The organism is [Bacillus] selenitireducens MLS10 (assembly GCF_000093085.1).
GTDB classification, from domain to species: Bacteria; Bacillota; Bacilli; order Bacillales; family Salisediminibacteriaceae; genus Salisediminibacterium; species Salisediminibacterium selenitireducens.
Genome location: NC_014219.1, coordinates 964105 through 977432, shown reverse-complemented (window position 1 = coordinate 977432; position 13328 = coordinate 964105). Strand labels below are relative to the sequence as shown.

Below are 13328 nucleotides of genomic sequence, written 5' to 3'. Positions count from 1 at the left end.
TAACGCAACAGCTTACTTGTCTTGCGCCTCGGACCGACTGATCAAAATGACAAAATCGCGCCTCGTAATCAGACTTTGCGTTCCAAACAGAGTAGGAGTCTGCCCTTCGGTGATATTCAGATCATAAAGGATCCGAATATAAGGACCGAATGTCGGTGTCATATCCGTAAACGGCGTGTCAATCGCGTTTTGACTCGACAGTTCAAATGCCCTGACGGCTACCGCCGCAATCTCTCCACGTGTAATGTGATCATCAGGCTTGAAAGTCTGATCCTGATACCCCATAAACACCCCTGCCTCGCCTGCCGCCTGAATATCACTGTATCTCGGATGATGAGGCGGGACATCTGTGAATAATGCTTGTTCATGTTTATCGCTGCTTAAATCAAGCACCCTCGAAAGGATAATCGCAACTTCTGCCCTGGTGATGGCATGGTCTGGCCGAAACGTATTATCACCATAACCGCGAATGACTTCTCTCTCCACATAGGGTATGACGTAGTCATATCCTCTAGATCCTAAGTGAAAGTCAAGAAAAGCAGGTACAGGATCTTCCGGATCAGGTTCTGGGTCTGGGTCTGGGTCCGGCACTCCCAGCCCCGTCTCACAACCTCTGACTCTTGCAAATCCAAGAAAATCCGAAGAACTGTTATGTGACCACGTTTCAGGTTCTGAATCAAGGACTTCATAAGTGCCTGCTTCAAGAGTCACATAAGGGCTGATGGACCAGTATACATTCGGTGCGCCACCTTGGCCTGACCTTGATTCTGCCTGCCACGGTCCGTAAACTTCTTCAGTATCAACATTTCTGAAACCAAGCGTCCCTGGCAGAGATCCTCTCGAAAAATTCCAGTGATACGTTTCCAGAAAGCTGATTACCCGATCTTCTTCGAGCTCAAATATTGTCGGCCCGCCGGAAGGATGATTCGACACAGCAAATACATTATTGTTATTAAAGAGTTCGACTTCGCTCTCCTCAGGACAAGTCAGAGGATCACCGATCATTTCCTCCTGATCAAGAGCCGAATCTATTTCTGATTCATCAATGGGCTGATCCCAAACTTTAATGCTGTATACTTTCCCAGCCGAAGCTGCCTCGCTGCCAGTTGCCACATCATCAAAGAAAAAGCCGAATCTCGTCTTGCCGTCCACGACCTCAGGAATGGCTTCGCCGTAAGCATCTCCCACTACAAGTTCCATTTGTGCAACGCCGTCTTGTACAAGATGAGCTATAAAATTATCATCCGCGTATCTCGATGCGAGAACGTCCACAACTTCCCCAGGCGCAGTGTTTGACGCCCCCCTTACTGTGTATGGATAAAAGGTGAGCTCCCCATCACCAATAAAATAAAATCCGTTATCACTTTGACTGTCTCTGTAATCAATTATTTTCTTATAGCCGCTTCCTGTTTCATTGAAAGAGAATCTGACTCCGATGGTGTACGTTTCACTTACATCTCGGTCAATATCAATGATAAAACCGCCTCCGCGACTCTCCGTCGACTCCCAGAACCAATATGAACCCTCTTCATCGGCTCCAAAACCGGATACCGCATTATTCCGGTTCCAGCCATCATTCTCCTCACCAAAAGCCGTCAGTTCCGAATTACCCAATCTGTCCGTCAACGTCCCGTCAAAAGAATAATCCACAATGAGTTCCGCTTCCCCTTCACTTGGTAATTCCATCGCAGTAACAGACGTCATCAGACCTGAAAAAATAAGTGCGGCTGAAAGGATACAAAACAGGATTCTCTGTCCCATCATGGTTCTCACTTCCTCTCCTTTATTGACGATCACCGGAAAACCGTCTCACCCTCCTTTTCATAACCGGTGATCTGCGTCTTTACGCAAAGATAAAGCCAACGTCCTGTCCACTTAAATAGTCTTATATGTTTATTATACCTCATGTTCACTTATTCACCTGTAAAAGTCAGAATATTTCGCATTTACAGCGACAAAACGCGACTTTAGATGCACAATCTCTTTTACCCCTGGTTCATTCTTTGCTATCTTCCAAATGAAAACGACACCGCCTCCTCTTCCCCGGTCTTCATCCGTTTCACGGTATAGATGCCGGTCTCCACTTCATCAGAACCGATGAGAATCACGTCACGCACGCCTTCCCGGTTCGCTCTCTCAAGCGCCTTCCCCGGCTTCTTTCCGGACATATCAAGCTCCACCGACGTTCCTTGCGCACGTAAAGCCTGCGCAAGAACAAGTGCCGCTTGCGGTTCCCCGACCGGGATGATCAGGCAGTCCACCTTCTCCTCTTGGATCTCCTCATCGATACGGCTTTCGAGTACGGTCGTGATGACATCAAGGCCAAAGGAGATCCCGACGGACGGATATCCTTCATCGCTCCCACTTAAGCCACCGACAGCCTGATCATACCGCCCGCCGCTTGCGATACTCGACGAGAGCGCACCCGGCTCCGCCGAGAACACCTCATACACCGTCCCCGTGTAAATCTCGAGACCTCTCGCGAGAAACGGATTAAAGACGCACTGATCGAGGGTGCCTGTTGCCCCGAGAAACGACGTCAGTTCCTGCAGTTCCGCCGCTCCTTCTTCGACTTGTTGACTCCCGTTCCCATAGACACGGATCCGTTCAATATCCGCTGCATCGCCGGCAGTGAGAAACGCCCCGATCCGCTCAGTCACGTCCTCAGTGACACCTTTTACGAGAAGCTCGTCAAGAACAGCCGCCGCTCCCTTTTTCTCAAGCTTATCAAGGGTCAACACCGCGGATGGAATAAGCGACTCCGGAACACCGAACACGTCAAGAAGTCCCGTCAAGAACTTGCGGTTGTTGTACTGAATCGTGACGGCCATCCCGAGACGTTCAAAGGCGTCAAGAGCCATGATCATCAGCTCCGCCTCCGCGAGCTGGGAGGACACGCCGAGGACATCGACATCACACTGGGTGAACTCGCGATACCTTCCCGCCTTGATCGGCCCGTCTCGAAAGACCTTGCCGATTTCGTAGCGCTTAAAGGGCTTACGGAGCGTCGGATTCATCACGCAGACCCTTGCAAACGGCATCGTCAAATCATACCGCAGTGCGAGATCCCGCTCGCCCTGGTCGGTCAACCGGTACATCTCTTTCACGATCTCCGCCCCGCCCCCGTATTTATCCGTCATGAGCGACGCCTGATTGAGGATCGGTGTTTCGAGGGGCTCACAGCCGTAGCGGATAAAGACATCTTCCAAGGTCCGCCGGATCCGTCTGCGAACACGCTCCTTCTCCGGCATATACGTCACCGTTCCCTTTACGTTTAAGTCTTCCTGTTTCTTTTTCATACTCATCATCCCCTAACCTGATTGTTCAGAAGCGGTGAAAGCTTTTTTCGATACAAAAAAACCGCACCTGACGGAAAGGGGACTGAATCTCCCTCTCATCAAATGCGGTTCATGAATAATAACCTTCCAAATTCTGTTTGTAAAAACAAAACGTCGCAAGGTCAGTATCGATGATGGCTTACAGCCTGTAATGTTCGCGGAATCGTCTCCTCCATACGTCATCACTCCTGATTGAGATATACAATACCACACCGAACACCGATATACAAGACCGTCATTCCCCGATTGACGTCAGCCAGTTCCGAAGGGCCGCCTTCGGATAATAGACCGTCTGATTAATCCGGATATGCGGAATCTCCGGATGGTCCTGTACGAGATGATGGGCATCTTCTTTTGAGATCCCGAGAAAGTGATGCACCTCTGATTCTTTGACAAGCTCATGTCCGTCCTCTCCGTCGAGCATCTCCATCATGGACGTTGACGAAGGGTTCCCGAAATTCTTTAAGCCGTCCGCGATTAAGTATGCAGCGACGACGATGGCAATGGCGATATAGAATCCTTCCACACTGATCAGCTCCTTATTTAAGCACTCTATTCAGTATACCAACCTGAGTCTGCGGTGAACAGGCCGCGCGGCTTTTTCCTGCGCAGCTTGCATTCAGGGTTGATCTTTCATACATTAAAGGAAGATCATTTCTTACCATCATCCGACAGGAGGATTTCCCATGCCGTTAACCACCGTTTCGGTTACGAAACCATCCCTTGCCTTCAAGGACGCGAGCGCCCTGTTGGCCGAAGCGTTTCCGAAGGAAGAACAGATGCCGCACCGGTTTATAAGTTGTGAGCGAGAAAACCCCCGAATTTATTCGGGGGATGATAGCGAACGGTCTTAGGCTTTTAAGCCTTTTCGCACCAATTCGTAGACGGCACTCGCAAACGTTGGAATCATATTCTCCTTTCGATATTCCTCTATCGCTTCGTACAATTCTTTTGGGAAATTCAAGTGCTTTTGCACCCTAAACATTGACATCGACCTCCTCTTAAGGTATATTAAGAGTATATTTAATATACCATAAAAAAGGAGGTGAACGCAATGACAAATCATAAAGCCTATCGCTTTCGCATCTATCCCAATCGAGAACAGCGAATCTTGATTGCGAAAACCATCGGTTCGACTCGTTTTGTCTATAACCACTTTCTTGCGAAGTGGAACGACAGGTATAAAGAGACAGGCAAAGGAATGTCCTACAATGCCTGTTCTGCGGAACTCCCGCAATTAAAACGAGATTACGAATGGTTAAAAGAAGTGGACAGCACCGCCTTGCAACAAGGGTTGAAACACTTAGCTGACGGATTCAACCGTTTCTTTAAGAAGCAAAATAAATACCCTCGATTTAAGTCAAAGAAGAACGATGTTCAGTCTTTCAAAACCGTCGGTAAAATGCGAATCGGAGGCAATCGCCTTTTCCTTCCGAAACTGGGCCACGTCAAATTTGCAAAAAGCCGTGACGTTGAAGGACGTATTCTGTCTGCCACGATCCGACGAACGCTAACAGGGAAGCATTTCATAACCATACTTGCAGAAACGGAGATTAAACCATTCGATCAGACAGGATCAGCCGTAGGCATTGATCTTGGCATTGACCATTTCGCCATCCTTTCAGACGGGCAAAAGATCGACAACGAACGCTTTACACGAAAGATGGAACAGAAGCTAAAGCGTGAGCAACGCAAGCTGTCAAGACGCTATGAACAGGCGAAGAAAGACGGTAAACCGTTGCATGAAGCCAAAAACTATCAAAAGCAAAAAGTCAAAGTCGCCAAAATCCATGAGAAGATCGCTAATCAACGAACGGACTTCCTGCAAAAACTCAGTACAACGATCATCAAAAACCACGATGTCGTTTGTATCGAAGATTTAAACGCCAAAGGAATGTTGAAAAATAAGAAGCTGTCAAAAGCCATTTCAGACGTATCTTGGTCGGCGTTTAAGGCTATGTTGCTGTACAAGGCGGAGTGGCATGATCGCACGATCATCAAAATTGACCGATGGTTTCCATCCAGTCAGCTTTGCTCGTCCTGCGGGCATCATGACGGCAAGAAGGATTTGAGCGTCCGATCATGGACGTGTTCATCTTGTGGTACGCACCATGATCGTGACATCAACGCCAGTCGAAACATCTTACAAGAAGGGTTACGTGTCCTTTCATAAACGGAAACAAAAACCGTCGGTCAGACGGGGTTCGCTTGGTCAATAAGAGAAACCGCTGTTTTGCGTGTATGCCACGCTTTAACAAGTACGCTCTGTTCCCAAGAATCCCCCGACTTTAGTCGTGGGGAGTGTCAAGCGAAAAGTATCAGGACGCCTTCTGTATCCGCTGATCCGCCCTGTCTTCTATGCGCATGACAAATGGAAACAAACATCCATATGACAATCATATTACAAAACCATGTAATTCTTCACAGAACGGTGCAACAGTCCCGCCGGATAAGGTACACTGAGAAAGGAATTGTGTATGCGTAATCCGTATACTGCCCGGTTCCGGGCACATGCCAGCTATTTGCTTATCCAGTCAGGAGGTACTAACGATTGAGTGAACTGATTTATTTAACAATACTTGCTTCCCTCGTGCTCATACTCGGGATCCGCGAGCGGCAGTCCTTAAACCGGAGCATCGATCGCATCCCCAACCGGATCCTCATCAACGGCATCCGGGGGAAATCCACGGTGACCCGCCTTGTCATGGGCATCATCAAAGAAGACGGACAGAAGGTTGCCGGCAAAACAACCGGCACATCACCCCGTCTCTTCTATTGGGACCGAAGCTACGAGGAACCGATCGTCCGGAGCCTGCAGGGCGCGAATATTTCCGAACAGAAATTCATTACCCGTCAGGTGGCGAAACGCCGGGTCGATGCTTTCGTGACCGAATGCATGGCCGTCCTCCCGGACTACCAGAAGACGTTTCACGAGTCATTCGTGAAGCCAAAGATCACGGTCATTACGAATATCGTCGAGGATCACCTCGATGTGATGGGGCCGACCCTTGATCAGGTCGCCGAAGCCTTCGCTGCGACGATTCCGGAGAACGGTCACCTCGTGTTGACCCCGTCACCGTACGAGGACTATTTCAGACAAATCGCCGAAAAGCGGAATACGGCCGTGCACATCGCCGATCCGGACGTCATCGATGAAGCCTATTTGAAGACGTTCCCGTATATGATGTTTCAGGAGAACGCCGCCATCGGCCTCTCCGTCGCGGACATTCTCGGAATTAAAAGGGATACGGCGCTTCAGGGGATGGTCTCAGCACCCGTTGATCCGGGTGCCATGAAGGTGCATCCGCTCGGAACGGCCACTGCCTCAGGTGCTTTTTACAACGGCTTTGCCGCAAACGATGCCAGCTCCACGATTACGATCTGGAACAAGATCCAGGAGATTCACCCGGACGCACCTCATCAGGCCGTCATCATGAACTGCCGGGAGGACCGTGTCGAGCGGACGATCCAGTTCGCCAAAGACGTCCTGCCCCGCATGCAGATGGACACCCTGATCGTCACCGGACGGAACGCCGGACCGGTTCTTGAAGCCTGTCAATCGGGATCGATTCAGGTGAACGGCCTGATCAATCTCGAGAAACGGCCGACTGAAGACGTCAAAGACGCCCTCACCGAGCTGCCTGAAGGCACGATCCTGTTTGGGGTCGGCAACATCCACGGCGGCGGTGAAGAGATCGCCGAAGCGATTGAAGATATGAGCCGCGGCGTCGGCGGGGATCTGCCGAAGCGCTCTGAGCGGGATCAGAAGCCTGCCAGGAGACTCTCACGCCCCTATCGGGTCGATCCGGCCTACTCAAGTGCCGCATACAAAGGAGATGGATAACCCGTGTTTGGTACGGATTTATATATCGCCATCGTCATTGGCGTCTTGCTTTCATTAATCTATGCAGAAAAAACCGGCGTCGTCCCCGCGGGTCTCGTCGTCCCGGGCTACATCGCCCTCGTCTTTGACCAGCTGTTGTACCTCACCGTTATCGCCGTCATCAGTCTCACGACGTATCTGATCGTGACCCAACTCATCAGCCGGGTCACGGTCCTTTACGGCCGGCGTAAGTTCGGCGCGATGCTGACCGTTGGGGTGCTCTTGAAGATGGCTGCGGACTACGCTTACGGCTACCCCTTCGGTATCCCCTTTGAGATCATTGAACTGAGGGGGATCGGCGTCATCGTACCCGGGCTCATTGCCAATTCGATCCAAAAGCAGGGCGTGCTCCCGACCTTTTCGTCGACACTGGTCATCGCCTTTTTCACCTTTCTTTTCATCAGCGCCTATCATTTGATTTAAACAGGACGTGTTTTTATGAAAAAACGGCATCTCGCCTTTACCGACAGACTGAAACTAAAACAGCTCCAGCACAGAAAACATGCCGTTAGGGACTCGATCATTGCCCTCGCGCTTCTTTCTGTGCCTTTTTTCGGCCACCATCTCATCTTTGCCTCGGACACGCCTTCAAACACGCGAGACGACGATGTCGTTTACCGCATGTCCATGACCGGTGACATCATGCTCGGCCGCCATGTCCATGATGCGGCGGTTCAAAGCCGTGAACACGTCTCAAGGACCTTCGACTACGTCCGCCCGTTCTTTGATGAATCGGACTACGTCACCGGAAACTTTGAGTCCCCGATACTCGATCCGGATCATGAACGTTATGACGATCCGGATCACGACGATTTTGAGACACACAAAGAAGCATCCATTCTTCCGAACAAACACATCACGTTCTTTGCCGAACCGTGGGCCATCGACGCCCTCGAATACGCAGGCTTTGACAGCGTGTCCCTTGCGAACAACCACACCCTCGACTACGGGGATCTGTCTTTCACTGACACCCTCGAACACTTCAACGCGTCAGACATCGACGCCCTCGGGATCGGCGACGCCATTAATATCCCCGAGGATGAGGTCGAAGGCGGGGCCGTTGACGCAGCGGACGTGAAATACGTCGATCTCCCCGGCGGGGTCCGTATGGCCATCGCCGCCTACACCGAGATCAAAGTCGAAGGCTTCGACGCCCGGGAATACGTTGGTGGCGTCCTCACACATGAAAACATCGAAGTCCTCCGGGACCGGATGATCGAGGCAAAGCTTCCTGAATCCGAAGGCGGAGGCGGTGCGGATATCATGGTCGTCCACGTCCACTGGGGACAGGAATACCAGGTCGGATACAATGACGACCAGGAAGAGAAAGCCCAGTACCTCGCGAACTTCGGTGCGGATCTCGTCATCGGGCACCACTCGCATGTCTTAGAACCCATCACTGTCGTTGAGGGACTTGAGGGCAACCAGACACTCGTTATGAACAGCCTGGGCAACTTTGTCTTCGATCAGGGATGGTCAAGGACGAAGGAAACCGCCCTCGCACAGCTTGATTTTCTCGAGAACGGCTCAAAAGAGCTCTCATTTGTCCCAATGTACATCTCGGACACGAAGCCTGCGGAAACCTCAGGACCATTAAAAGCCTACCGTGATTTCCGGATTTTTCGGACACTGAATAAAGAACTCGATCCGTCCATCTGGGAAAAGCGAGACGGGCGTCTCGTCATCGACCTCGACGAAGCAGGCATCATGGAAGGAGTCGACGTCACCCCATGAAGCATTACAAACGATACCTGAACATGACCCATAGTCTGGCCCTCCTCGTCTTCGCAGGTCTCATTGCCTGGACTGTGTACTTCGAGGATGAATTCGATGAGTTCAGAGAACCTTATGCCAGCGGCGACTTCCAGGCACGGCAGACCGAAGCCATCAGCATTACGGCAAGTGAACCTGAGCCGGTGCCGGATACAGATCGGGATAACGACGCGGAAGAAGACACCGATGAACCGGAACCTTTCCCGGACATCTACGGCGTCAGTGCCATCCATCCCCTTGCAGCGGAAGCCGGCATGGCTATTATGGAAAAAGGCGGTAACGCCGTGGACGCTGCCATCGCCGTCTCCTTTATGTTAAACGTTGTCGAACCATACGGATCCGGGATTGGCGGCGGCGGTCTCATGCTCGTGCATGAACGCTTCGAAGGGGCCACCACCTACGATTACCGGGAAGCCGCTCCTGTCACAGGCAATGAAAACAGCCCATTCGCTGTGCCCGGCCTCGTTAAAGGCATGGAGTTGGCCTTTAAGGAACAGGGCTCCGGCAATGTCAGCTGGGAAGACCTTGTAAAGCCTGCAGCCGAGACCGCGAGAAAAGGCTTTGAAGTGGGGAATGTGCTCCATCAGCAGATCTCGAGTTTTACCCGCTATGTCCAATTTGATACACAGGCCAATCGGAGCGTTTACTACCCGGGCGGTCAGCCGATCCCCGTAAACGACATGCTCGTTCAGGAAGAACTCGCCGACACCCTCGACATCATTAAAAACGAAGGAGCGGAAGGCTTTTACGAAGGTGCCGTCGCCGATGCGATGAGGGACGCTTTCGGTTTCTCCGAAGAAGACCTGACGAGCTATGAAGCGGAAATCACCGATCCCGCAAAAGCGGAAACGGAGCACTACACGATCCACGGCGGTCCGTCACCGTCATCCGGAACCGTCGTCCTCCAGGCCTTTCAGATGGCCGAGCGTCTCGATCTTGCGAGAGTCCTCCCGGATGACGAGCTGGATGACGTCCTAGACATGCTTGAAGCGGACGGGATCGAGGAAGAGCCATCCCTCGGCAGTCTCCTCAGTGATGATGCGTTCATGCATGCCTACATTCACCTTCTGACCGAGATCACCGACATCGCCTATCAGGAGCGCCTTGACAACCTCGGCGATCCGGCCTTTGAACAGATCGATCACGGGACGTTCACCTCCGACGAGACGATCGACCGACTCCTTGAGACACTCTACGACCGGCACACGGCCGAGGCAGATCCTGTTCATACAGCGGCCCTGTATGATGCACCGGGTGAAGTGGCAAACAGTGAACATACGACCCATTTCGTCATCCTCGACAGTGACGGCATGATGGTGTCTGCGACAAACTCCCTCGGCCAGTTCTTCGGCTCCGGGCGATACTCGAATGGGATCTTCATCAACAGTCAGATGGAGAACTTCAGCGGGGTTGACTCCTCGCCGAACAGTTTCGCACCGGGGAAACGCCCGCGTTCCTTCGTGGCACCGATCATTTTTGAACAGGAAGGCCAGGCGGTGTTGGGTATCGGTTCGCCCGGAGGCCGACGGATCCCTGCCATGGTCCTGCAGACGATCATGCAGTATGAGTTCGCTACGGAAAACGGCGAACCCCTCACCCTGCAGGAAGCCATTGAACGACCGCGCTTCTACACGGAAGACGGCGTCGTTCACGTTGAAGAACGCCTTGAAGAGAGCATCAACCAACAGCTCCGTGACCCGAACGTCTTTCAGGGCTATACCGTCATCGAACACGGCTCCCCCCTCTTCTACGGCGGGATTCAGGGCCTCGGCGTTGCCTTAACCGAAGACGGCGACGTGGAGAACCTCTTTGGCGGCGGCGATCCGAGGCGCCGGGGTGTCTGGCAGATTGACAGTGGTAATCAGTGATCACAAAAAAATCCTCCCACTTGGGAGGATTTTTTTACGTACTGATCAAATGCTCATCGATACTTTCCACATTTCAATGACGAGACATCATTCAACTGACTCGCCACACTTACCTTACATCACCCACACAACAACACCGCGGAAGCGCTCAGCCCAGTACCCTGAGCTCATGTCCGCCACGGCAATGCCCGTGGACGACTGGGCACCGAGGAACTGTCCGTCACCGAGATAAATCCCGACGTGACCGTTCGTCGTATACGTGTCAAAGAAGACGAGGTCTCCTGGCTGCATCTCACTTGCCGAAACACGCTGGCCGGCGTGAACCTGCGCCTGGGTGCTCGCCGGCAGATCAATGCCGATTTGGCTGAATGCCCATGACGTAAACCCTGAACAGTCAAAGCGACCGGCGGCAATATCCTGCTGGGAGCGACCTCCGCCGAATACGTAGGTGGAGGTCCCGAAGTTCTGCTCACTGGCACCGAGCATGGTGCTGACACCGCCGGAAGCGGATCCCGTTGCACCGGCAGATGCCGTCGCATTGCCTGCCGTTGCTTCCTCGGATGCGGTCTGTTCGACTTCCTGGGCTCGGGCCTGTTCCGTTTCAATCCGCTCCATGAATGCCGCTTCCTCGGCTTCAAGGTCCCTGCGTCTTCTGTGAGTGACGCGATCATCGATTCCTGTTCATCCTGCTTCGCCGCCGCTTCGTCACGGAGGCGCTCCTGTTCGGCGTACTGCTCTTCCATGTACTCGATCATGCCATAGAGCTCGGTCTGTTCGTCTTCGAGGCTCGCGAGCTCCTCTTCATGGTCCGCTTTCGTCTCATCGAGGGTTCGCTGTCTGTTCTCAAGCTCTTCGATGAAATCCTGATCCGCCTGGGCGATCTGGGTCACGGTAAAGACCCGGCTGATGAAGTCCGCAAACCCTTCAGCCCCCAACAGCACTTCAAGATACGAAGAAGCGGCACCGCCTTCGCGCTGATACGCGCTCGCCCGGTTCTTCAGATGTTCCATCCGCTCTTCGATATCCCGCTCAAGCCGGTCCATCTCTTATTCCATCTCCTCAATGACCGCTTCCTTCTCTTCGATCTTCGCTTCGGTCTCCTCGACATTCGCTTCGTTCAGACGAAGTGCTTCATCAATCTGTTCAATCTCCGATTCAATCGCTCCCACTTCACCGACGAATTCTGCGAGCTCTGCTTCCGCACCGGAGAGCTCGGATTCAATGGCATCAAGCTCCTCCTGCACGGCATCACGCTCACTCTCAAGCCCTGCCATTGCTTCTGTCACATTCTCATATGTAAATAGACCTCCCGCTATGATGACGATACTGACGAGTATTTTTGCACGTTTCATAACAACTCTCATCCTCCTGCTTTCCTGTCTGATTGCTCACAATGGCGAGTCTATCAGACAGGAAGCACGGAAAACATCATAGAGAGATTAAAAAACGTCTTAAAAGAATACACAGAAGGAAAAATAAGGGTTTTTGTATCGGTTCTGCTTGCCTAAAGAGAGGCGCGCCTTCAGCTCTGACTCCAGTCTCTCGATCTGATCAGATCCATAAAACGCATGGTAACCGCAGAGAGTGACTTCTTTTTTTCATAGACAAGGGACAACTGCCGTGTGAACATGAGCTCTTTAATGGAAATCACCTGAAACAATCCGGATTCAAGTTCTTTTCGAATCGTATTCTTCGACAGTACCGACACACCGAGCCCTGCCTCCACAGCCGTTTTGATCGCTTCGGTGTTCCCGATCTCAAGCACGAGATGACAGTCTTCGATATGGATCCCTTTCGTTTTAAGCCCTTCTTCAAAGACCGTCCTCGTCCCCGACCCCTGTTCCCGCATGATGAGGGAAAACTGAGGGATCTCCTCGGCAGAAATGGCCGATTTCTCTGCAATCGGGTCATCATAACGTGCAAACAGCACGAGTTCATCCTCCATAAAAGGTTCTGTTTCAAGACCCGCTTGATCCACATCCACCTCGATCAGGCCCATCTCCCGTTCACCAAGCCGGACCAACTCGATGATTTTGCTGCTGTTCATCACTTCCGCCTTCAGCTCAATCTGCGGATGTGCAGCTTTAAACGCGTGAAGCATAAGTGGCAGCACACTCTCCCCCACAGTCAGACTTGCAGGCGCGTATAGCATCCCGCAGAGCTCACCTTCAAGAGCCCCAATCTCATTTCGTGCTTCCATGCAGAGGTTAAACACATCATTCGCATAGCGGTCGAGTACTTTCCCCGCAGGCGTCAGGCTCACCTCATGTTTCGTTCTGACAAACAATATGGCGTTCAGGTCATCTTCGAGGCTCTTCACCTGCGACGTCACCGTGGGCTGTGACAGATACAGACTTTTCGCCGCCGCAGAAAAACTTCCATGCCGGGCAACAGCCTGAAACGTTCTTACATGATCGAGATTCATTGATCTTCCTCCTGTCCGTTATACGCTGCTTTCATTGTAGC

12 protein-coding genes and 1 pseudogene are annotated in these 13328 nt (G+C 52.1%); 5 read left to right on the top strand and 8 right to left on the bottom strand.

The genetic code is table 11. The annotated features are described in order from the left end of the window. Positions 1 to 12 precede the first annotated feature (12 nt). The 4 genes from BSEL_RS04490 to BSEL_RS18165 all read right to left on the bottom strand — a co-directional run bounded on the left by BSEL_RS04490 (position 13) and on the right by BSEL_RS18165 (position 4323). Positions 13 to 1764, bottom strand: coding sequence for an S-layer homology domain-containing protein (locus BSEL_RS04490; protein WP_155522702.1), 1752 nt, complete (start codon positions 1762 to 1764; stop codon positions 13 to 15). Positions 1765 to 2006: 242 nt separating this feature from the next. After that, a complete protein-coding gene (locus BSEL_RS04485; RefSeq protein ID WP_013171814.1) occupies positions 2007 to 3308 on the bottom strand; it encodes a histidine--tRNA ligase in 1302 nt (433 codons plus the stop codon). A gap of 265 nt (positions 3309 to 3573) precedes the next feature. Further along, the gene (locus tag BSEL_RS04480) at positions 3574 to 3864 is read right to left on the bottom strand and encodes a helix-turn-helix domain-containing protein (RefSeq protein ID WP_013171813.1); all 291 of its coding nucleotides are present in this window, start codon (positions 3862 to 3864) and stop codon (positions 3574 to 3576) included. 324 nt (positions 3865 to 4188) lie between these two features. After that, a complete protein-coding gene (locus BSEL_RS18165; protein ID WP_013171811.1) occupies positions 4189 to 4323 on the bottom strand; it encodes a hypothetical protein in 135 nt (44 codons plus the stop codon). 69 nt (positions 4324 to 4392) lie between these two features. On the opposite strand from BSEL_RS18165, the gene tnpB reads away from it, so the two are divergent. The 5 genes from tnpB to BSEL_RS04455 all read left to right on the top strand — a co-directional run bounded on the left by tnpB (position 4393) and on the right by BSEL_RS04455 (position 10862). Then, positions 4393 to 5511, top strand: a complete 1119-nt coding sequence (tnpB, locus tag BSEL_RS04475; RefSeq protein WP_013171810.1) for an IS200/IS605 family element RNA-guided endonuclease TnpB — start codon at positions 4393 to 4395, stop codon at positions 5509 to 5511. A 390-nt stretch (positions 5512 to 5901) separates the two neighbouring features. Continuing rightward, positions 5902 to 7182, top strand: coding sequence for a poly-gamma-glutamate synthase PgsB (gene pgsB / locus BSEL_RS04470; protein WP_083769628.1), 1281 nt, complete (start codon positions 5902 to 5904; stop codon positions 7180 to 7182). A 3-nt stretch (positions 7183 to 7185) separates the two neighbouring features. Continuing rightward, complete coding sequence (gene pgsC, locus BSEL_RS04465) at positions 7186 to 7644, top strand: poly-gamma-glutamate biosynthesis protein PgsC (RefSeq protein ID WP_013171808.1); 459 nt, start codon at positions 7186 to 7188, stop codon at positions 7642 to 7644. Between the two features lie 15 nt (positions 7645 to 7659). After that, positions 7660 to 8955: a CapA family protein gene (locus tag BSEL_RS04460; RefSeq protein ID WP_013171807.1), complete on the top strand. Its 1296-nt coding sequence runs from the start codon at positions 7660 to 7662 to the stop codon at positions 8953 to 8955. Continuing rightward, positions 8952 to 10862: a gamma-glutamyltransferase family protein gene (locus tag BSEL_RS04455; RefSeq protein ID WP_013171806.1), complete on the top strand. Its 1911-nt coding sequence runs from the start codon at positions 8952 to 8954 to the stop codon at positions 10860 to 10862. Before BSEL_RS04460 ends, BSEL_RS04455 begins: the two co-directional genes overlap by 4 nt. A gap of 114 nt (positions 10863 to 10976) precedes the next feature. Here the strand turns inward: BSEL_RS04455 and BSEL_RS17975 are convergent, their stop codons facing one another. From BSEL_RS17975 to BSEL_RS04440, 4 genes and pseudogenes are all read right to left on the bottom strand, one after another. Then, positions 10977 to 11477 (bottom strand): C40 family peptidase, encoded by a 501-nt coding sequence (locus BSEL_RS17975; protein ID WP_049773574.1) that lies wholly within the window; start codon positions 11475 to 11477, stop codon positions 10977 to 10979. Between the two features lie 263 nt (positions 11478 to 11740). After that, positions 11741 to 11872 (bottom strand): annotated as a pseudogene (locus BSEL_RS18410) (coiled-coil domain-containing protein); the annotation flags it as partial. 36 nt (positions 11873 to 11908) lie between these two features. After that, on the bottom strand, positions 11909 to 12214 hold the full coding sequence (locus BSEL_RS17970; protein WP_041581744.1) for a hypothetical protein: 306 nt from the start codon (positions 12212 to 12214) through the stop codon (positions 11909 to 11911). Positions 12215 to 12384: 170 nt separating this feature from the next. Continuing rightward, a complete protein-coding gene (locus BSEL_RS04440) occupies positions 12385 to 13287 on the bottom strand; it encodes a selenium metabolism-associated LysR family transcriptional regulator (RefSeq protein WP_013171805.1) in 903 nt (300 codons plus the stop codon). Between the last annotated feature and the right edge of the window lie 41 nt (positions 13288 to 13328).

What these genes read in the sequence shown, in the direction of transcription:
- BSEL_RS18165 (WP_013171811.1), bottom strand. Translation starts at nt 4,323, where the DNA reads ATGTTTAGGGTGCAAAAGCACTTGAATTTCCCAAAAGAATTGTACGAA.
- BSEL_RS17970 (WP_041581744.1), bottom strand. Translation starts at nt 12,214, where the DNA reads ATGAAACGTGCAAAAATACTCGTCAGTATCGTCATCATAGCGGGAGGT.
- BSEL_RS04455 (WP_013171806.1), top strand. Translation starts at nt 8,952, where the DNA reads ATGAAGCATTACAAACGATACCTGAACATGACCCATAGTCTGGCCCTC.
- BSEL_RS17975 (WP_049773574.1), bottom strand. Translation starts at nt 11,477, where the DNA reads ATGGAGCGGATTGAAACGGAACAGGCCCGAGCCCAGGAAGTCGAACAG.
- tnpB (WP_013171810.1), top strand. Translation starts at nt 4,393, where the DNA reads ATGACAAATCATAAAGCCTATCGCTTTCGCATCTATCCCAATCGAGAA.
- BSEL_RS04485 (WP_013171814.1), bottom strand. Translation starts at nt 3,308, where the DNA reads ATGATGAGTATGAAAAAGAAACAGGAAGACTTAAACGTAAAGGGAACG.
- BSEL_RS04490 (WP_155522702.1), bottom strand. Translation starts at nt 1,764, where the DNA reads ATGATGGGACAGAGAATCCTGTTTTGTATCCTTTCAGCCGCACTTATT.
- BSEL_RS04440 (WP_013171805.1), bottom strand. Translation starts at nt 13,287, where the DNA reads ATGAATCTCGATCATGTAAGAACGTTTCAGGCTGTTGCCCGGCATGGA.
- BSEL_RS04460 (WP_013171807.1), top strand. Translation starts at nt 7,660, where the DNA reads ATGAAAAAACGGCATCTCGCCTTTACCGACAGACTGAAACTAAAACAG.